Source organism: Nostoc sp. (genome assembly GCF_036917815.1).
GTDB lineage: Bacteria > Cyanobacteriota > Cyanobacteriia > Cyanobacteriales > Nostocaceae > Nostoc.
In genome coordinates, this window is record NZ_JBALEK010000001.1 from 1 (window position 1) to 19,601 (window position 19,601).

Here is a 19,601-nt window from a genome sequence, read left to right on the forward strand (position 1 = left end):
TGTGTTGTAGAGACGCGATTCATCGCGTCTGTGTGTTGTAGAGACGCGATTCATCGCGTCTGTGTGTTGTAGAGACGCGATTCATCGCGTCTGTGTGTTGTAGAGACGCGATTCATCGCGTCTGTGGTGAGTAGAGGAGCCTAGACTAATAACCAATGCCCAATGCCCCATCCCCAATTTAGTAATGATTACCAATTTTGCGGTGATGGGCGGCGGTAAGTGCATTTAGCTTGGCAACTCTTCCAGTTTGGACTGTGCTATAAATTACCCAATGATCTCCACAGTCCATACGGCTAGTAATTTCACATTCCATATAGGCTAAAGCCTCAGCTAAAACGGGCGATTCATTGTTAGCGGGATATGTTTTAACTCCAGCAAAGCGGTCTGCACCAGGAGCAAAACGCTTGAGAAAATGTTTCATTAATCCTTGATATTTACCTTCTTCTAAAACATTTAAAACGAAGCGATCGCCAACGTGCATCAAGGATTCAATTGCCCGTTCTTTGGATACTGCGATCGCTACTCCTAAAGGCTCAAGACTCGCTTGTGTCACCCAAGAAGCCAACATCGCACTCTGAATTTCTCCTTTTTTGGCAGTGATGATGTATAATCCTGTGCTAATGCGCCCTAAAGCTTTTTCTAGCTCACTATCGATGGATTTGATTTGTTTAATGGTGCGATCGCGGTTTAACCATTGACCCATGTCTGTCCCCGCTTCATCACAAAGTTGTTCCGTTCCTTGGGTGGGAATTTCCTTAACTAAGATCGGTGTAAAGGCTTCAATTAATCCTAGTTCTTGAAACTTATTGCGTAAGGGATAAACCGGCTCATCTTCTCCTCCTCCTGACTCTAATAAACCAATTGCCTGTTTCTTATGAACAGCAGCTAAAATTGTACTTAAAGCAGCTTGAGCGATCGCCGAAGATTGATTTGGCATTCCAATTACTAAACCAGAAGCTTGTGCAACTAATTCTCGAACTTCTTGAGGTTCAGCACTATTGAGAGCTACTAATTCTACTGACGCGCCTGTTTTCGCGCATCCATGAGCTATGGTACGGACTAAATGCTCACTATATCCATAATCTTCAACATAAAAGAGAGCCACTAATGTCTCTGTTTTTGCTTGTTCTAAACTCCAGTTTTGATACCATCCGAGCCATTGGGAGATATAGTTTTGTAATAATGGGCCATGTCCTGTAGCAACTGTGACTATTTCTAACTTGTCAATCCGCTTTAAAGCTGCTAATACAGACCGAGCATTCGGCCCCATGAGACAATCATAGTAATATTTAAAATCCTCCTCTATTAAGCTAATATTTTCATCATAGGTGTGGTCATCGCAGTAATGCATCCCAAACACATCACAGGTGTAGAGAGTCGAAGTTTTGTAGTCATAAGTCAAAATTGTGTCAGGCCAGTGTAAGTTAGGTGCAGAGATAAATTCTAATTTGTGTCCGTCACCTAAATCTAATAGCTCTCCACTTTTCACCTGTATTGATTTAAAAGGCTGGTGAACCATATTTTCCAGAAACTGAATAGCTACCTTAGCAGCGACAATAGTAATGGAGGGAGCTAATTCTAAAATATTTTTCACTAAGCCACTGTGGTCTGGTTCTGTATGGCTAATAATCAAGTAATCTATTTTAGTCGGATCAATTAATCCCACCAGTATCTCTAGATATAGCTGCTCAAACTTGCGGTGAGATGTGTCAACCAAGGCAACTTTTTCTCCCTGAATTAAGAAAGAATTATAGGTTGTGCCATTCCGTAAACCAAATTCGATATCAAAACGTTCTCTATCCCAGTCTAGACAACGGATAGCTGTCGTTTGAGGAGCAATTTCAACAGTTTGAACCGTCAAGCGTCCTGGATTAGGAATAACTTGAGTAAGCTGTGTGAGTGCGACCATTTATTTTTTCCAAAAAAATATTGTCTGGAGTGAGTGTTATGTTTCTTATGTTTACCTGAAATACTCAATTAGTAAAATGCTAATTTCTAAAGATAATCATCAGAAAGATTTATTCTTTATTTGGATTGATTTACCATTGAATTACTCAATGTTGATCATTACTTTTTTTCAATAATAAACGTGAGAGAATATCAATTCTAAGTTAAAATCTGGACAGACGTGGTTAATGTTTTTTCCTCCTCCTCTACAAAAAATCAATAGCGAAATTGCCCGTGACGCTGATGTTGATCTGTATGTGCTGCGCCTCGATCTCATGCACCCCTTGGTTAACGGCAACAAATGGTTCAAGCTGAAATACAACCTTTTGGAGGCCAAGGAGAAAAATTTCACCACGCTGCTGACTTTTGGCGGCGCTTATTCCAATCACATCTATGCAACTGCGGCGGCTGGGAATCTTTTCGGTTTTCGTACTATCGGCGTAATTCGTGGTGAGGAGAGGCTACCACTGAACCCGACACTAAGTTTTGCTGTACAACAGGGTATGCAGCTGGTGTACCTGAACCGCGAGATGTATCGACAGCGCAACACATCAGGGCTACATGAATATCTGCAACAACGTTTTGGTGAGGTGTTTATCATTCCCGAAGGTGGTAGTAATTTAAATGGTGTGCGCGGTTGCACTGAGATAGTTAGTGCTTACTTTTCATGGCATCTGGAAAACCTCTCTCCAAACCTCTCCCCTACAAGGGGAGAGGCTTTGATTTTTCCCCCAACGCTCGTAGGGAAGGGGGTTAGGGGGTTAGGTTTTGCGTTAGATGAGGTGAAAAGTCAGATAGTTGATGCGATGCCTACGGCTGGCTACGCCTACGCATTTGATCATATATGCATAGCTTGCGGTACAGCTACCACACTGGCTGGTATTGCCCTTTCGTTGCATCAAGGACAAAGAGCGATCGCTTTTCCCGTTTTGAAAAATGGCGCATTTCTGGCACAAGAAATGGAAAGTTTATTGACAAATTACCTCACCTCTGATTTACCCTCGCCAGTTGACTCTCCGGCTTCTTGGGAATTGGTATGTGATTACCACTTCGGCGGCTATGCAAAGGTGAATGACGATTTGCTACTGTTCAGCCAGCAGTTTACACAGGAACATAGCGTACCCCTTGATTACGTATATACCGCCAAAATGTTTTACGGAGTGATGGATTTACTACAGCAGGGATTTTTTTGTAAAGGCGATCGCTTATTACTAGTACACACAGGAGGCTTACAGGGTAACGTTGGCATGGAGGAAAAGTTGCAGAGATTTTCTAAAATCTGAGTTGCCACTTAATTAAATATCAGTTAGCTTTGTATGGAATTTTACTACACTAAGTTAAATTCACACGCCAATCTTGATATTTACTCAAAGTTAGGTAAGGTCAATTTAATGTCTACATACACTGATCGTATTCAACCAACTGATTCTGGTATTGCTACCTATTTGGAAAATCTTTTAGCTAGTAAGTATCAAATTCCAACTTTTCAAAGAGATGTCGTCTGGGAGAAAGAAAATGTTAAAAAACTCTGGGACAGTATTTATAAATTTTACCCTTTAGGAAGTATTTTAATTTGGAAAACTAGTACTAAACTAGAAAGTCATAGAGAAATAGGAGGTATTAAGCTTGCTGATAATTTTTCTTCTAACGAATACCAATATATTTTAGATGGACAACAAAGAACAACTGCTCTTTTAATGTCAATACATGGAGGCAAAATTGATGGCAAGGAAAACTTTGACCCCACACTATATGTAGATATTTCTGTTGATTTTACCGAGGCTACTGATGACGTAAGTTATACAAAAAGATTTTTATTTTGGGATGAGATTGATGATATGGATGGTCAACTAAAAATAAATATAGAGAGATATAAGCGTTATAAACAAGGATTAATTGTCAAGTTAAAAGATATCAAATGTGATTATGATACTATAGAAGATCATCTTTTAGAGAATGAAAATAATTATAAAAATTTGTACAAAAAACAGCTAAAGAGAGTTAGACAAATTTTTGATAATTACAGAATTTCTTTCATTGAGTTACGAGGTATTGAAGTTGGAGAAGTATGCCAAATATTTGAGCGGATTAATCAAGCTGGTAAACCCTTGGATATCTTTGATATTGTGGTTGCTAAGACTTTTCGTTCTGAAAATAAGACAAATAATATCTCTGGGTTTTATCTTCGTGAATTATTTGATAAATTTAAAAAAACTATTCCTGGTAGTCAATATGCCAGTATTGATAATTGGACATTGCTCCAGATGCTAGCTGTAGTGGTAAAACTTGAATTTCCCGAAGCCGCGATACAAAATATTACTGACAAGTACTTGAATGAGCTAAAAACAGAGCATATTGAAGCTGTATGGTCTAATTTTAAAATAGCGGTTGCTAAAACTTTTAATTTCTTTGATAATTGTTTGCATATTAAGGGTGGAAGATTAATTCCTTACCGATATTTGTACCTGACTATTACAGCATATTTTTATCGTAATCACAAACCAGATTATAGTTTTTTAAGTAAGTATTTTTGGTATTATAGTTTTCATAATTCAGACTTACTAACAAACACTACTCACCTCTGGCAACATATATACTTTGTTAATCAAGAAAAGGCTAATAGTACTTACTCATTCAATCAATTTGATATTGATAAGAATTCCATAAGAAAATCTTTCTACAGTTATAGAGGTCGCTTATCCAGAGCCATACTATCACTTTATGCAAACCACAAACCGCAGGATTGGGCAAAACCCCATAACGATGTTTTGTCTGATGTTTATTACTTGTTCACAGATAAGCCTAACTTACACCATATATTTCCAGTTAACTTTATTAAACAGAGTGGCATTGCTAGTCAAATAGAATGTGACAGCTTGATGAATATTGCCTATCTGTCTCAAATAACTAATTTGAAAATTAGCGATAAAAATCCATTAGATTATCTTAAAGAATATGACGAGCCTGGTTTAGAGACAGTGCTACGCTCTCATCTTATACCTACGATTATTCTTGAATGGTCAAGAGCCGATGCACTTCCTGAACACGCCTTAACCATTTTTATTCAAGAAAGAGTAAACCTCTTAATAGAGGCTTTGAGACTGAAGTTAGAAGGAATTGAATTTAATGTTTTTGATATGGGCAATCGCACAGATAATATCTATTTGTAGCAATACCTGCGCCAAAAAAGAGGCATTGCTGGCTTTCATGCTTACCGTTTATTTTGTAGACTTTGAATAGTAGCGATCGCATGCTTTGCCACAATATCAATCTCCTCTTCTGTATTAAACCGTCCAATACCGAACCTCACCGAGGCATAAGCTAGCTGTTGGGGGTGTCCCAATGCTGTGAGAACATGGGAAGGTGCAGTATGTGCCGACGAGCAAGCAGAACCAGAAGATATGGCCATTACTGGCTGCAATCCTAGCAAAAGTGCGGCTCCATCCACTCCCTCAACACTGATACTCAAGTTTCCCGCCAATCGCTGTTGCGGATGTCCGTTGAGATGAATTCCTTCAACTTGCGAAAGCTGTTCCCACAATCTTTGTCTTAACTGGGTGAGGCGTTGGTTTTCTGTTGCTTGTTCAGCCAAAGCGATTTCTACAGCTTTCCCAAAGCCGACAATTTGCGGTGTATACAATGTACCAGAACGCATCCCCCGTTCATGACCGCCACCGTGCTGCTGGGGAGCCAATTTTACCCTGGGATCGCGTCTGCGGACGTACAGCGCTCCAATACCTTTGGGACCATATACTTTATGTGCTGTTAGCGACATCAAATCAATTTTCATCCCTTGCACATCTAAGGGAATTTTACCAATAGCTTGGGCGGCATCGGTATGGAAAATGATATTGCGATCAAAGCACATTTCCCCAATTTCTGCCAAAGGCTGTAACACGCCAATTTCGTTATTTGCAGCCATCACCGATACCAAAATCGTCTCAGGACGGAAAGCTTTTTTTAACTCAGTTAAATCAATCAATCCATCTTTTTGGACAGGGAGAATAGTAATTTCAAAACCGAGACTTTTTAAATAATTACAAGGATCAATAACTGCACCATGTTCAGTGACAACAGTAATAATATGCTGACCTTTTTTAAAATAAGTTTCGGCAACACCTTTAATCGCCAAATTATTCGCTTCTGTTGCACCACTTGTAAAAACAATTTCTTCTGGTGTGGCGTTGATTGCTGCTGCTAAAATTTCTCGCGTTTGCTTAATAGCTGCTTCTGCTTCCCAACCATAAACATGACTGATACTTGCTGGGTTGCCAAATTTTTCTGTAAAGTAGGGGAGCATTGCTGCTAGTACCCGTTTATCTACGGGTGTAGTAGCGTGAGAATCAAGGTATATAGGACGATTAGACATAATTATTAACTCAAACTTTGACTTAGTTTTCTTAAAATTCTGAGAACTTGATATAATTCATTTTGTCGCTTAGATAAAGTGAATTTATCAGACAAATTATACTTCGCTTTATCTTGCTTTATTAGCTTGATAAATTGAAAATCTTCTCCATTAGTCACTAATCCGAACACAGGTTTATCTGGATTAGGATTAGCCAACATATAAGTCAATGTTTGAGGGATGGCTGCTAAAAGAGAAAAACTAGCCCTTTTAGATTCAATTACTAACAACCAGAATTTTTCTTGAATAACTAGAATATCAATGCGCCCTCTGATAATTTCTCCTTCATCCTCTAAAGCGATTTCTAGAGATTCTTCAGTAGCAAGAAAAAATGGCTCACCATAGAATCCCGCCAAGTCTAATAAAGGAGATACAACTAGCATTTTTACTGCATTTTCTAAGATTGGTGGGTGTTTAACCAATCTCATAAAATTAGTTTTAACTCTGTCTAGATATTGTTTTTCTATATCTGTGATTTCTGGTAGAGCGTCAAACCACTCTGTAAAAAAATCTTCACCTTCAGTTTGTTGCAGACCAAATCTTGCTTCTAAATAAGCAAGGCTGACATTATGAGCTTGGATAAATTGAACCATAATTAATTCAAAATATATTGCTACATACAGTATAGCTATTGTGACACTCTCCCAGATCAGTGAAAGCGATCGCTAGTCTAAAATACAAGTTATGCGATGTGTAACTTACAGCTATTTTCAGGTAAATTGGCGACTTCTTGAATACTTGGCTAACTATGGGATTGAAAATGCATCCAACGCCTATTTTGTATGGGTTTAGCATTAGACATCTCCGTAAAAGAAAAAGACCCCTCTCCAAACCTCTCCCCGTTGGCGTCAGCCTGTCGTCAGACAAGCGGAGAGAGGCTTTAAAACCCCCCAACGCTAGTAGGGAAGGGGGGAAGGGGGGTTAGGTCTGCGTAGAATTGTGTGGTATCTAAATCTTTTCTGGAGATGTCTATTGCTAAATCCATACAACGCGGGTCTGTTTAACATCAAAGTAATAATTAATCAAAGCCTGAAATGGTAGAGAAACTGCTGGCAGTCGCCTAGATTAGAGATAATATTTCCAGATTATGCTGCCTTGGGTGGACGTAATTTTATCGGTAATCCCAAACAAGCGACAATTTCCGTTTGTAACTTGGTTGATGGGGAATATCAGATAAGTAAGTTTCGAGATAGCGATTGCATTATCTCCCAAACTTTTCCTGAATTGAATCTCACTCCAAACCAGATTTTTCAAGCTGCTGTGATGTAGCGTTTTAATTCCTAATTCGCTAATGCTAACCCATCCCTATAGGATTCCTATTTGATTTTTGAACAAAATTAGGTACTGTAGGGTGCGTTAGGATGAAATCCGTAACGCACCATTCGTAAGGATTTAGTGCGTTACGCTGTCGCTAACACACCCTACGTATCTTTTTGAAAATCAAATAGTAGTCCTATAGTTAATTCCCCCCAGATACGGAGGGAATATTTTAAGCTGTTACGTATACAACTTGCATTATCAGGGCGCTCATGTTGCCCACCCCACAATTATATTGAAAAAATATTAGTGCAAATTAAAGGCGCAACAGCTTATCATCAAACTAACTAACTAGATACTGAATTAGCCGCTTCCGAAGCTTTCTCGGCTGGCGGAAAGCCACCCATACGAATCTCAGAAGTGAAGGAAGTGATACTAAATCCACCAAAACTCTTGAGGACATTTACCCGCATTCGCAAATTGGGGCTAGCAAACCACAAGCGTTCCTCTGACGAGATGGTTTCATCCTCTGTAGTTAGGATCAAAGCACCGTCACTGTCAATTTTATAGCGTCCGGCAACTGGAGTTTTATTAGCATCAACTATTTCTCGCAGTAACTTACCTTGGGCTGGATTATCCGCATCAGGTACTGACACTAAGACAGTTGAACCACTGTGTTTTGGTTGATTCTTTTCCACTATGCCGTTCCAGGTAATTTTGGTAGCATAGGAAGCAGAACTAGGATTAATTTTATAATTTTGACACAGTTTGATCACTTCTGGATGATCTAATGCCAGCGTCTCAATGATCATGTCTGACTTGCTATTTTCAGATTGGTTAAAAGCCAAATGTTGACTAGTACGATGAGAAAACCATTTACCAGCGCTTAACTGAAAAAATTCTTCAATATTCATGAATTAAATTACCCTACATCAAAATGCTAAGATTGCCACTTAATTATTTATTAAAAGGTAGCAGGAGGTTTTAATATTAAGTTTGATTGTCTATTTCCTCAAGCTTCTTGAGGCCAATTCTGGCTGCCTCGGCAACGTTGAAATGATTGTCTTTTTCTAGGTATTTTAAGGCTGAGACACTCTTGGGAGTAGGAAGATTTCCCAAGGCTTCTGCTAAACGCTGCCTGACTAACCAATCATCTGATTGGGCGAAGCGTAGAATTTGATCAACAGACTCAATATCTTTAATTTCTCCCAGTGCAGAGATTGCCGCTTGTTGCAACACTACTTCTTTGCTATCCAATGCTTGAAGAAGAATTTGACGGGCGCGGGGGTCTTTAATATTACCGAGAGAAACGGCTGCACTAAAGCGTACTAGCCAATCAGTGTCTTCATAAAATGCCCGCGATAGCACCTCAAAGGCTCTAGCATCACCCAAATATCCTAAGGCACCGGCGGCATCAGCGCGTATACCATAATCGGGGTCATTTTCGAGAATTTTTACCAAAATTGAATAACATTCTGGCGTGGGCTTGATTCCCAGGGCAAATATTGCCATCGATCGCAGTTGCAAAGATTCGTCGTCTAGTACCTTTTTAATCAAAGGGACTGCATCTTCAGGGTCAACATGACGCAGATTAGCAAGGGCTACCATGCGATCGCGTAAATTCGGACTTTCTAACTGAGTAGAAATTTCTTGTAAGCTGAGAGCTGCCATTTAGTTCCAAGCGTTTTCTTTACTTATCTTAATGTACACCGATCCGATCATTAGGCTGTCGCCATAGTGAAGTTGGGGATTGGGGAAGAAAATATGAGTAAGATTTGGTTGGGGTCTGAATCTCCATTCAAATCTTCCCAGTCCCCAGCGATGCACTGAGCTTGTCGAAGTGTCCCCAATCTTGCGATCGCCAAAAGGATTGCTAAATAATTGTAATAATATTTAACATAGTCTAGGTTGTGTAATTTAGATTAACTATTGCAGAGAAATTATCTGAGAGTTAGTAAAATGGCAAATACAACGAGGCAACTATTTTATGGATTAGTTACCCTAGAATTGTAGACTATGTTTTCAGTTCTGAGTTAGTTCAGTATTTTGCCTATCAGAGGCATACCAATCTAGACCACACCAAATCCTTCATTAAGAACTCCCAAAAATCATAATGGCTGTGATTGAGAAGAAAAGAACTCGCGATCTGCCCCAAATTAACGAACGAATTCGCTTCCCAAAAATTCGGGTTATTGACACTGACGGTGCCCAGATGGGAATTATGCCCCCACTGGAAGCAGTACAACTAGCAGAAGAAAAAGAGCTAGATTTGGTGCTAATCAGTGATAAAGCTGACCCGCCGGTTTGTCGGATTATGGACTACGGGAAATACAAGTTTGAGCAGGAAAAAAAGGCGCGGGAAGCCCGGAAAAAGCAGCACACGGCTGATGTCAAAGAAGTTAAGATGCGCTACAAAATAGAAGAACACGACTACAACGTGCGTGTCAAGCAAGCAGAGCGCTTTTTGAAAGATGGCGATAAAGTCAAAGCAACTGTGATGTTCCGGGGTCGAGAAATTCAACACAGCGACTTAGCAGAAGATTTGCTTAAGCGAATGGCAACGGATTTAGAGCCTTTTGGTGAACTTCAACAAGCGCCTAAAAAAGAAGGGCGAAACATGATGATGCTCATCTCACCCAAAAAATAATCTTCTAACTGCTTAATAGACCAAGTTTGGAAATCCCCTGGCTAGAAGCCAGGGGATTTTCTCATTTTTCCTTTGGCTGCAATATGCGCTTTGGGCTTAAGGGACTGACAAATAAAAAAATGTCCCAAAACTGACTCAAAAACCCTCTCTATTTCTCCTTTCTCTGTGTTGCGCCAGTTGCTTCTCCCAGGGGGAGACGCTACGCGTAGCAAGATCCCCGGAGGGGTACAAGTCTCTTAACCGCAAGGGCGCACTGGCAACTCTATTGTCTGGAGTGGTTGTTTATTTGGATAATTTATTTCTTGTCAGTCCCTAAATAGACCACGCAGTAGGGGCACAGCATGCTGTGCCCCTACGACAGATGTGGTTCAAACACATGAAAACTGCCGTAACCCAAGGGTATTGACACCTGGGTGCCCTACCTCTGAGGTGAATTAAATTTATCTGAAATCGATAGTCCTGAAGGCTGAGTGGGAAACATAATACTCAGTTGCTCAGGACTTTTGCTATTTCCAGGGAATAAGGGGGAAATCAATTCAAAATTCAAAATTCAAAATTAAAGAACTCCTGTCCCCTGTCCCCTGCCTCCTGAAACGGTGATATCTACCAGAAACTAAAACTGCATGGAACTGAAAAATTACTGGTTGGCTACAAATAAAGGTGTTCTAACACGACTACTACAGTGGGTAAATCTCCGACCAGAGGAGAGTGAACGAACTCAGATAATGTTTCTTTTTTACACAACTGTCTGTGTAGGATTGCGGTGGGCAGAGGACAGTACTGTGGCGCTGTTTTTGGATCAATATGGTACTCATCTGCTGCCGTGGATGTATATTGCCAGCGCCGTGATGAGTGCTGGACTGGTTTTTTTATACTCCTGGCTGCAAAAGATTTTTCCCTTACGGCGGGTGATTGTGGCGATCGCACCTTGTATGTTGGTGCCATTAGTTTTATTAATTGTATTACGTTGGGGTTCGCAATTTTCCTACCTGGCAGTTATTTCGGTATTTCTGCTGCGGCTGTGGGTAGATGCGCTTTATGTAGTCAATGACCTTAACATCTCCATCGTCGCCAACCAACTATTTAACATTCGGGAAATTAAGCGCACTTACCCACTGGTGAGTAGTGGTCTTTTAGTCGCAGATGTCATCAGTGGCTTTAGTTTGCCTTGGCTAGTGCAATACACCACCCTAAATAGGATTATCCTTATTGCCTGTGTAGTCATTTTATTCGGATCAGGGATTTTATTCTATTTAACTCATCACTACCCTGCAGCTTTTCCTGAAACCCCACAAAGACAAATTCCTGAAGAACAAGCTTCACGAGAGCGTTTCATTAAAAGTCCACTGAAGCGCTATGTTTGGCAGTTGTTTGCTTTTGTCGGACTGTTGCAAGTCATTGGGTTGTTAATAGATTTTCAGTATCTGCGCGAACTCCAATCCAATTTAGGCGACCGAGAACTTGCCAGTTTCTTGGGTCTTTTTGGTGGGATGTTGGGACTGTGCGAATTGTTGTTGCAGTGGTTTATTTCCAGCCGACTCATTGAACGCATGGGGGTATTTTTCACGGCGACGCTTTTACCAATCACCGTTGGCTTTTCACTCCCAGGGGTGCTGGTATTGCTGCATTTAATTCCAGCTATGCAATCGCAAAGCTTTTTTTGGGGTTTGATAATTGTCAAATTCTTTGATGAACTTCTGCGCTATACCTTTGTCATGAGTAGCGGCCCTATCCTGTACCAACCGATTCCAGAGGGAATTCGCAGCCGGATGCAGACTTTATCTGGGGGAACCGCCGAAGCGATCGCCACAGGTTTGACAGGAGCGCTAATTTTTGCAACTATATTATTTTGTGGGCGGTTTGTACCCGTACCATTGCAAAAGTGGGTGTTAGTCGCAGAAACAATGCTGATAGCTGCCACCTGTTTAAAAGTAGTTTGGGAATTGCGATCGCGCTATGTTGAACTGTTAGTCTTAAGTGTGGCGCGGGGTCAATTAAGTGCAACCAATATGGGCTTACGATTCTTCAAACAGGGAGTAGTCAAAGCTTTAGCAGAAAAAGGCAGTGAGGCTGATAAACGCTCTTGCATTGAACTTTTAGCCCAAATGGACTTGCAAGGAGCTGCGGAAGTTTTAGCACCTCTACTAGTGAAATTAACCCCAGATTTGCAACGCCAAAGTCTGGAGGTGATGCTGACGGGAGGTGTAAATTCGGCTTATCTACCCGCCATCCGTCCTTTATTAGAAGAATCTCAAGAAACTAACCCCGAAGTTTTTGCCTTAGCGCTGCGCTACGTTTGGCTGGCTGAACCAAATCCCAATTTAAGCCTTTTAGAAGGATATTTACACCCCCGGCAAAACTCACTCATCCGCGCCACCGCCGCCGCTTTAGTCTTACGCCAGGGAACACCCATGCAAAAGGTAGCGGCTACCCAAACTATGCGCCGGATGTTGACTCATAAGCAAGAACGGGAACGGGTGAATGGAGTTAGAGCGCTTAGAGAAGCAGTTTATTTGCAAGCGTTGCGGATTCACATCCCAAATTTATTACAAGATGAGTCATTACGGGTGCGCTGTGCGGTATTGGAAATGATTGCAGCAACCCATTTAGAAGAGTACTATTCGGCACTGATTGCAGCACTTTATTACAAATCAACTCGTAGCACAGCAATGTCAGCCCTAATGCGACTGGAAAATGAAGCTTTAGAAATGCTGTTGCGGTTGGCTACTAATACTTACAAACCGGAAGTAGTGCGGATGTATGCTTGGCGCACCATTGCTCAAGTCGGTACTCAGGAAGCCTTAGAGACTTTATGGGAAAACTTAGAAATATCTTGGGGTATTACTAGAGATCATATTCTTCGCAGCTTACTAAAAATACATAAACAACCAGGAATTAAAGGTTTAGTAGATCGGTTTTATGAAAGTCGGGTAGAAAATTTAATTAAGCAGGAATTAAAGTTTTTAGGTGAGATTTACGCTGCATACATTGACTTCCAAACCCTAGACGAAAAAGAAAATTATCAATCCAGTGAGAGGGTTGTGATTGTCTCTGAGTTACTGCAACGCGCCCTTTTAGAATTGGAATTGGATGTCAAAGAGCGGCTGCTATTGTTACTGAGACTGCTTTACTCGCCAGAAAAGATGCAGGCAGCATCCTTCAATCTGCGATCGCTCTCAGTGGTAAACTTAGCACGGGGGTTAGAAATCCTAGAGCATACCATAACTTTGTCTTCAAAGTCCTTATTGCTGAATATTTTAGATAACCGGCCACAGTCCGAAAAATTGCAACATCTTGTAGAAGCCAAGATCGGAGAATATGAGAATATGGTAATTAGCGATCGCCTCCACAGATTGCTGATGTTGGGTAACTTCCTTTCTGACTGGTGCTTGGCTTGCTGTTTTCATTATGCTCAAGTGACACGCATCCGACTAACCAGTGCTGAGATATTAGTGAGTTTGCGTCATCCAACCGGCTTTGTCAGAGAAGCTGCGATCGCATACTTAAATATGGTTTCACATCGTGTTCTCCTGCAAATCCTCCCCCAGTTACAAAAAGATTCACATCCTTTGGTAGCTGCTCAAGTTAAAGAGTTACTCGAAAAATACCAATTCAAAAACTACAACTGAAAAAACCTGCAATCACTGTGGAAGCAAAATTAATAACTAATGCCCAATACCCAATGCCCAATAACTATATTTGTTAACCTGTAAAGTAGACTTCTTGCATAAGGGACTGACAGGAAATAAATTATCCAAAGAAACGAACCACTCCAGACAAGGCAGCGCGGTCTTCTCCCTTGGCGCTAGCCTCTCCCAATGTGAGAAGGGGAGACGCTAAGAGCGATAGCGCCGGCGGCAAGCGAGTCCGCGTACCCTTACAGGGAAGCAAGCTACGCTTTTAGCGTCTCGTAGAGAGCGTCTGGGGGTTTCCCCCATGAGCGACTGCCGCGCAGAGAACACAGAGAGAGGAGAAATAGAGAGGGTTTTTGAGCCAGTTTTTAGGACATTTTTTTATTTGTCAGTCCCTAAATCAAAAAAAGAACCCCACCCCGCCTTTAACTTACGTCAAAGTCTCCCCTCCCCGCAAGCTCTTAGGGGTTGGGAGTGGGGTGTTAGGGGACTTTTGCAAAAGGTCTAGTGAAGTAAAAATTCCCAGAATATCAGGAAGATTCATGTACGTACTCATCGGTGGAGCCGGCTTAGTGGGCTTAAGTTTAGCGCAAAAACTGGTAGAACTAGGACATACTGTTGCCGTCATTGACATTGATCCTATCGCTTGCCGCTACGCCCGTGAACAAGTGGGAGCAATGGCTTTTGAAGGCAGTGCTGTCAGTACAGAAGTCTTGTTAGAAGCTGGGATTCGCAAAGCCGGTTCCTTAGCAGCATCTCTGAGAAGTGATGCTTTAAACTTGGCAATGGTAACTCTTGCCAAACACTACGGAGTCACCCATATTTTAAGTCGGATGCGCCACCCCGATTTTGCCGAACCACTCCGAATAGCTGGAGCCAACCACATTATCAGTACTGTTGAACTATCAGTTTCAACAATGGTAAACGCCATTGAATATCCCCAAGTGGAATCAATGATGCATTTTGAGCAGGGACAGATTGAGGTTTTGAAACTTTCCATCCCCAACAATTGCTATGTTGCTGGCCGTAGCCTTGCCGAAATTGCTCAGGATTCCCGATTCCCTTCTGGTTCGCTAATTATTGGCTATCAATCCCATCCCCACGAAGATTTGATGATTCCTAACGGCAGTACAATACTGGAACCTCATTCAACCGTGCTGATTGTGACTAAACCAGGATGTTTACATCAAGTCATTGATTTTATTCAACAAAAATGTTGAGCGCAGTTAGCTAGATAGATATAGGAATTTGATTTGATTTCTGAAAAAATCTAAGTAGTATGTAGTGGACTGTCTAGGCTAAAATACTGTATTAGATGTAGGTTGGGTGGAGCGGAGCGCAACCCAACTGATTATCAGGATGTTGGGTTACGCAAAGCCTCCACCCAACAAAGCAATTTTTTTGCAGCATTTTAGCCTAGACACGCCAGTAGGGTGTGTTATGGCGTAGCCTAACGCACCCAAAACTTGAAGGTGGTGCGTTAGCCTTTGGCGTAACGCGCCCTACGTATATTTCAATAATCAAATATGAGTCCTATATATAAAATTGGTGTAGATAGTTTTGATGAAACCGTATCCACATATTTATTTAGCGATCGCTATTATTCTTACATCTTGTGAACCAACAAATATTCCCCCCAAGTCACAACCCGATGCCACTCAAGCAACCCCTGTGCAAAAAACAGTGACGCTGGATAAGAATTTTAAGATAGCAAGCGGTCAAACTCTTTATGTTCCTGTATATTCTCATATCTATCATCACAATCGACAGGAGATTTTCGAGTTAGCAGTTACCCTCAGTATTCGGAATACAGACTTGACCAAGCCGATTATTATTACTTCTGTGCGCTACTATAACTCAGAAGGAAAGCTAGTTAAACAGTATTTAGAGCGCCCGATTCAACTTGATGCCCTAGCTTCTACAGATTTTTTTATAAATAGAAATGACACCAGTGGAGGTTTAGGCGCAAACTTCATTGTTGAGTGGGTAGCCCAAACAGAAATATCCGAACCCATAGTGGAGGCAGTGATGATTGGTACTGACTTTCAACAGGGAATTTCTTTTATCAGTCCTGGTAGAGTAATTAAAAGTCAAAATAACCATACGCGATCGCCTTTAAAATAAGAATCTTAAAAAAATGCATTTTGATCTGGTCAAAATCGTAGTACTTTTGTAACAAATAGACACTACGTGATTATCAAATATCGCGGATACGTTGATACTGACTTGAGAGTGTTTTTAATTGCATTCCCTCATATTGCTTTTAGTCTAAACTCCAGTCCCTAACCGTTGAGACTTGCAAATAAGACATTTCTAGGCTCAAATTATCTGCGACTAATATCAGCAATGCTGCTGTTTATGTATTTGCTCTCCTAGTAGTTGCATTCCTTGCTTTGCAAAGGGTCGTTGCCAATTTTGCTCGAAGCCGTGGCGGGTTTCGATATCACGTAAAGCCCGCCAAAATGGAATAATCAACGATACTCTGGAGCCAGAAAAAGTGAAGACTACTTGCTCCGCATTTTGAACTCGTTTTTGGTTAGTGTACTCAATTACTCTTAACATTGCTTGCTCATTACTTTCTGAGAAAATAAACTCGTAGTATGTTGGCTCTGCATTCCACCGAACAATTTTTAAATAACCTACTTGAAGAAATAAACTTAATGCCTCCACAAGTTCAGCGAGCGAGTCATAGGGTATATAAGAAGCTATGAATGAGAATTGTTGATCATTCGTAATCAAGTTAACAGGCATCCATCCGTGGTTTGTATTACCGAAACGAACACGAAAATTTTCAGACATATTTGCAATAAGTTCTAGCGAAACCTCCACAACTGAATGGGCACACCAGGGAATAAGAATATCTCTTTCTATCCCCCATACCCAACAATTACTTAATCATCCTCTAATTTTAACAATTGCTCATCAAGAATTTGTATCCGCCCGCGCACAATTTCTTCCGAGAGAATTCGCTTCCGCATTGCCTCATTGAGCGCTCCTTTTTCTGCCAACAGCAAACGCCGGCGAATGGCTTCAAGTTTACTGCTCTTACCACTTTCGCCTTCCACCTCATCAGGGCGACGATTATAAAGTTCCCGCAGTATCTTTTCTGCACCGGCAATTCGCACCTGATAACCTGAACGCATCTCTTCATAAACAGCTTTTGGTAACACCCCTGATTTCAACAGACTATCTAATTCATCTTGTGCTGCCTTACCCGTTATCAACTGGGCTTGCAATTCTTCAACCTGTTGTTGAACTTCCGAAAATTTAGTTAATTTTAAGCGTTTTACCACCCAAGGCAAACTCAAACCCTGTCCCACCAACGACACCAACACACAGCCAAAGACTATAGCTATCAAAACTTCTCGCCCTGGGAGTGTAGCAGGTAAGCTCAACGCCAGAGCCATTGACAATGAACCTTTGATGTTGCCGAAAAATAGTAAATGCTGCCAGGGTAGGGGAATTGGGCGGTCAATCCAACGAACTATTGCTAGTAGCGGATAGACCGTAAGAACTCGCCCAATTTGATAAGCTAAAACTACAAGTAGAATTGCAGGTAAAGTTTTCCAGAGCGTTACCAGGTTTATTTCTACACCTATCAGCAGAAAAATAAAGGTGTTGACGGTAAAACTCGCATATTCCCAGAAACTTAACAAGGTGATGCGACTAGAAGCAGAAGTATTGCGAGAAAGCCCTAAATTCCCGAAAATCAATCCAGCTACAACTACAGCCACAGCACCCGATACACCGAGAAATTCCCCAGCCTGAAAAGTTCCTAATGCAACTGCGACTGTCAGTAAAAGACTACTGAGAGCATCATCTAAACGGGCGAATACAGGGATGCTCAAGTAGCCCAAAACCAACCCCAGAAGGCAGCCTCCTAGAAAGATAAATAGTAGTTGTTCGATTCCCTCTATAAATGTGACTGAACCTGTTGAATATACTTGCAAAATCAGGTTGAACAAAACTAAGGCAGTTGCATCGTTAAATAGAGTTTCTCCTTCAACGATGGTGGAAAGTCTCGCAGGCACTGGTATATCCTTAAAGACGGCAATCATGGAAACAGTATCAGTGTTTGCCAGCATTACTCCTACAAATAAGGCAGGTATCCAACTCAGTCCCAGCCCAAATTTCAACACAACGGCAATAATCGCGCTAGAAAGCACAGCCCCAGGCCCAGCTAGTAGGGCAATTGGTTTAAAAGTGCTGCGTAGACGGCTGACATCAGTATTAATACCAGCTTCAAAGATGAGAATTGGCAAAAAAAGATTCAAAATTAGAGATGGATTTAAACCAATCCGTCGAGACAATAACTCGGTGATGGGCAAACCTGCTAATACTAAACCTGTAACATAAGGGATTCGCAACCGCCGGGACAGCAGAGCAACACCTGTTGCAACAAGCAAGAGAATAATTGAAACTTTGACTAATTCTGTAACATCCACTATTAAGTTTTGGAAAGTTAGTTTGACCTGACTGATAGATTCTCCCCTCATTCAGGCCAAATTAGCAACTTCAGGGTGTTACCGTAGCTAGCCAACCCAGCGTAAAGGCGATCGGCTAACTCATATTTGAAAAAGGGACTCGGGACTGGGAAAACTTGGAGGGGGATTCAGACCCTGACTTTTCACGGTATCTGGAAAACCTCTCTCTAAATCTCTCTCCTCTTAGGAGAGAGACTTTGAATTTTCCCCCTTAGAGCGTCGGGAAGAGGGTTAGGGGGTTAGGTGTTTCGTGGCTTTTCCACATAACGTGAAAAGTCAGATTCAGACCTAAACCTTGTTTTAAAAAACTCTTCCTAGTCCCCAGTAAAGAGTCCCGGAGCGCCATTCCTCCCCGACTTGCTTGGCCGAAGTCGGGGAATCCTGGCGCGACCCGTTGAGCCAAGTAGGGACATATATCTGAGATAATTTTAATTAAAATTAACATTTACCGCCGATGCTAAGACTGATTACTGACTTCGACGGCCCAATTATTGATGTTTCCGAACGGTACTACCGAGTTTATCAATTCTGCTTAGAGAAAACCCGTCGCCCAAACCAAGTAGTGCAAGAACTTCCGAAAGGGGAATTTTGGCAGTTAAAGCGATCGCGCATTCCCGAAAAACAAATCGCCTTAAGTTCCGGCTTAGACGAAACCCAAGCCCAAGAATTCGCCCAATTGCGGCGGGAAACAGTCCATACAGAACATTATTTCAACTATGACACTCTCGCTCCTGGGGCTGTGGATGCACTGTTAAAAATTCAACAAGCTGGAATTGATTTAGCAGTTATGACCATGCGCCGAGTTCGAGAACTAGATTATGCCTTCAACAAATACGATTTAGGGAGATTTTTCCCAGAAGATCGTCGTTATTGCCTGAGTAATGACTACGTTAAAACTCGTGATATTGAAGATAAGCCCTTATTGATGGCTAGGGCATTAAAAGAACTGCCCCCAGCTGCTGATACCTGGATGGTGGGAGATACGGAAGCTGATATTACTGCTGCGAAAAACCACGGCATTAAGGTGATGGCTGTAGAATTAGGGATTCGCGATCGCACCCAATTAGAACTTTATCACCCCGACTTAATCGTTAAGGATTTTAGCACTGCTGTAGATTTAGTCCTAAAACCTAAACGTCTTGTCTAGAAATCTCTAGGCTGTAACAACTTGAATCATATTAGCGCTCAGTCGAGTCTCGGCAAGTTTTGTAATGGGGATTTAGACC

At 41.5% G+C, this 19,601-nt stretch carries 14 protein-coding genes and 1 pseudogene; 8 read left to right on the forward strand and 7 right to left on the reverse strand.

Annotation, left to right across the window (positions count from 1 at the left end):
- Positions 1-178: 178 nt before the first annotated feature.
- The gene (locus V7K97_RS00005) at positions 179-1,909 is read right to left on the reverse strand and encodes a diflavin flavoprotein (protein WP_334798632.1); all 1,731 of its coding nucleotides are present in this window, start codon (positions 1,907-1,909) and stop codon (positions 179-181) included.
- 226 nt (positions 1,910-2,135) lie between these two features.
- Between V7K97_RS00005 and V7K97_RS00010 the strand changes: the two genes are divergently transcribed.
- The gene (locus V7K97_RS00010; protein ID WP_334798634.1) at positions 2,136-3,230 is read left to right on the forward strand and encodes a 1-aminocyclopropane-1-carboxylate deaminase/D-cysteine desulfhydrase; all 1,095 of its coding nucleotides are present in this window, start codon (positions 2,136-2,138) and stop codon (positions 3,228-3,230) included.
- A gap of 108 nt (positions 3,231-3,338) precedes the next feature.
- Entirely contained in the window at positions 3,339-5,117 is a 1,779-nt protein-coding gene (locus V7K97_RS00015) for a GmrSD restriction endonuclease domain-containing protein (RefSeq protein WP_334798635.1), read from the forward strand.
- Positions 5,118-5,158: 41 nt separating this feature from the next.
- Here the strand turns inward: V7K97_RS00015 and V7K97_RS00020 are convergent, their stop codons facing one another.
- Both V7K97_RS00020 and V7K97_RS00025 read right to left on the reverse strand, forming a co-directional pair.
- Positions 5,159-6,316, reverse strand: a complete 1,158-nt coding sequence (locus V7K97_RS00020; RefSeq protein WP_334798636.1) for a cysteine desulfurase family protein — start codon at positions 6,314-6,316, stop codon at positions 5,159-5,161.
- Between the two features lie 5 nt (positions 6,317-6,321).
- Positions 6,322-6,948 (reverse strand): restriction endonuclease subunit R, encoded by a 627-nt coding sequence (locus V7K97_RS00025; protein ID WP_334798638.1) that lies wholly within the window; start codon positions 6,946-6,948, stop codon positions 6,322-6,324.
- Positions 6,949-7,438: 490 nt separating this feature from the next.
- Here V7K97_RS00025 and V7K97_RS00030 point away from each other — a divergent pair.
- A pseudogene (locus V7K97_RS00030) lies at positions 7,439-7,624 on the forward strand (Uma2 family endonuclease); the annotation flags it as partial.
- Positions 7,625-7,959: 335 nt separating this feature from the next.
- Here the strand turns inward: V7K97_RS00030 and V7K97_RS00035 are convergent.
- Positions 7,960-8,526 carry a phycobiliprotein lyase gene (locus V7K97_RS00035; protein WP_334798639.1) on the reverse strand — a complete coding sequence of 189 codons (567 nt, stop codon included), beginning with the start codon at positions 8,524-8,526 and terminating at the stop codon, positions 7,960-7,962.
- Positions 8,527-8,602: 76 nt separating this feature from the next.
- Entirely contained in the window at positions 8,603-9,283 is a 681-nt protein-coding gene (locus V7K97_RS00040; RefSeq protein WP_334798641.1) for a HEAT repeat domain-containing protein, read from the reverse strand.
- A 442-nt stretch (positions 9,284-9,725) separates the two neighbouring features.
- Between V7K97_RS00040 and infC the strand changes: the two genes are divergently transcribed.
- The 4 genes from infC to V7K97_RS00060 all read left to right on the forward strand — a co-directional run bounded on the left by infC (position 9,726) and on the right by V7K97_RS00060 (position 16,015).
- The gene (gene infC, locus V7K97_RS00045) at positions 9,726-10,259 is read left to right on the forward strand and encodes a translation initiation factor IF-3 (protein ID WP_334798642.1); all 534 of its coding nucleotides are present in this window, start codon (positions 9,726-9,728) and stop codon (positions 10,257-10,259) included.
- Positions 10,260-10,882: 623 nt separating this feature from the next.
- On the forward strand, positions 10,883-13,888 hold the full coding sequence (locus V7K97_RS00050; RefSeq protein ID WP_334798643.1) for an MFS transporter: 3,006 nt from the start codon (positions 10,883-10,885) through the stop codon (positions 13,886-13,888).
- A gap of 545 nt (positions 13,889-14,433) precedes the next feature.
- Positions 14,434-15,111: a potassium channel family protein gene (locus V7K97_RS00055; protein WP_334798644.1), complete on the forward strand. Its 678-nt coding sequence runs from the start codon at positions 14,434-14,436 to the stop codon at positions 15,109-15,111.
- Positions 15,112-15,454: 343 nt separating this feature from the next.
- The gene (locus tag V7K97_RS00060; protein ID WP_334798645.1) at positions 15,455-16,015 is read left to right on the forward strand and encodes a DUF3124 domain-containing protein; all 561 of its coding nucleotides are present in this window, start codon (positions 15,455-15,457) and stop codon (positions 16,013-16,015) included.
- Positions 16,016-16,231: 216 nt separating this feature from the next.
- Here the strand turns inward: V7K97_RS00060 and V7K97_RS00065 are convergent, their stop codons facing one another.
- The gene (locus tag V7K97_RS00065; RefSeq protein WP_334798647.1) at positions 16,232-16,690 is read right to left on the reverse strand and encodes a hypothetical protein; all 459 of its coding nucleotides are present in this window, start codon (positions 16,688-16,690) and stop codon (positions 16,232-16,234) included.
- 92 nt (positions 16,691-16,782) lie between these two features.
- On the reverse strand, positions 16,783-18,336 hold the full coding sequence (locus V7K97_RS00070) for a cation:proton antiporter (RefSeq protein WP_334798648.1): 1,554 nt from the start codon (positions 18,334-18,336) through the stop codon (positions 16,783-16,785).
- Positions 18,337-18,829: 493 nt separating this feature from the next.
- Between V7K97_RS00070 and V7K97_RS00075 the strand changes: the two genes are divergently transcribed.
- The gene (locus V7K97_RS00075; protein ID WP_334798650.1) at positions 18,830-19,522 is read left to right on the forward strand and encodes an HAD family hydrolase; all 693 of its coding nucleotides are present in this window, start codon (positions 18,830-18,832) and stop codon (positions 19,520-19,522) included.
- Positions 19,523-19,601: the final 79 nt, after the last annotated feature.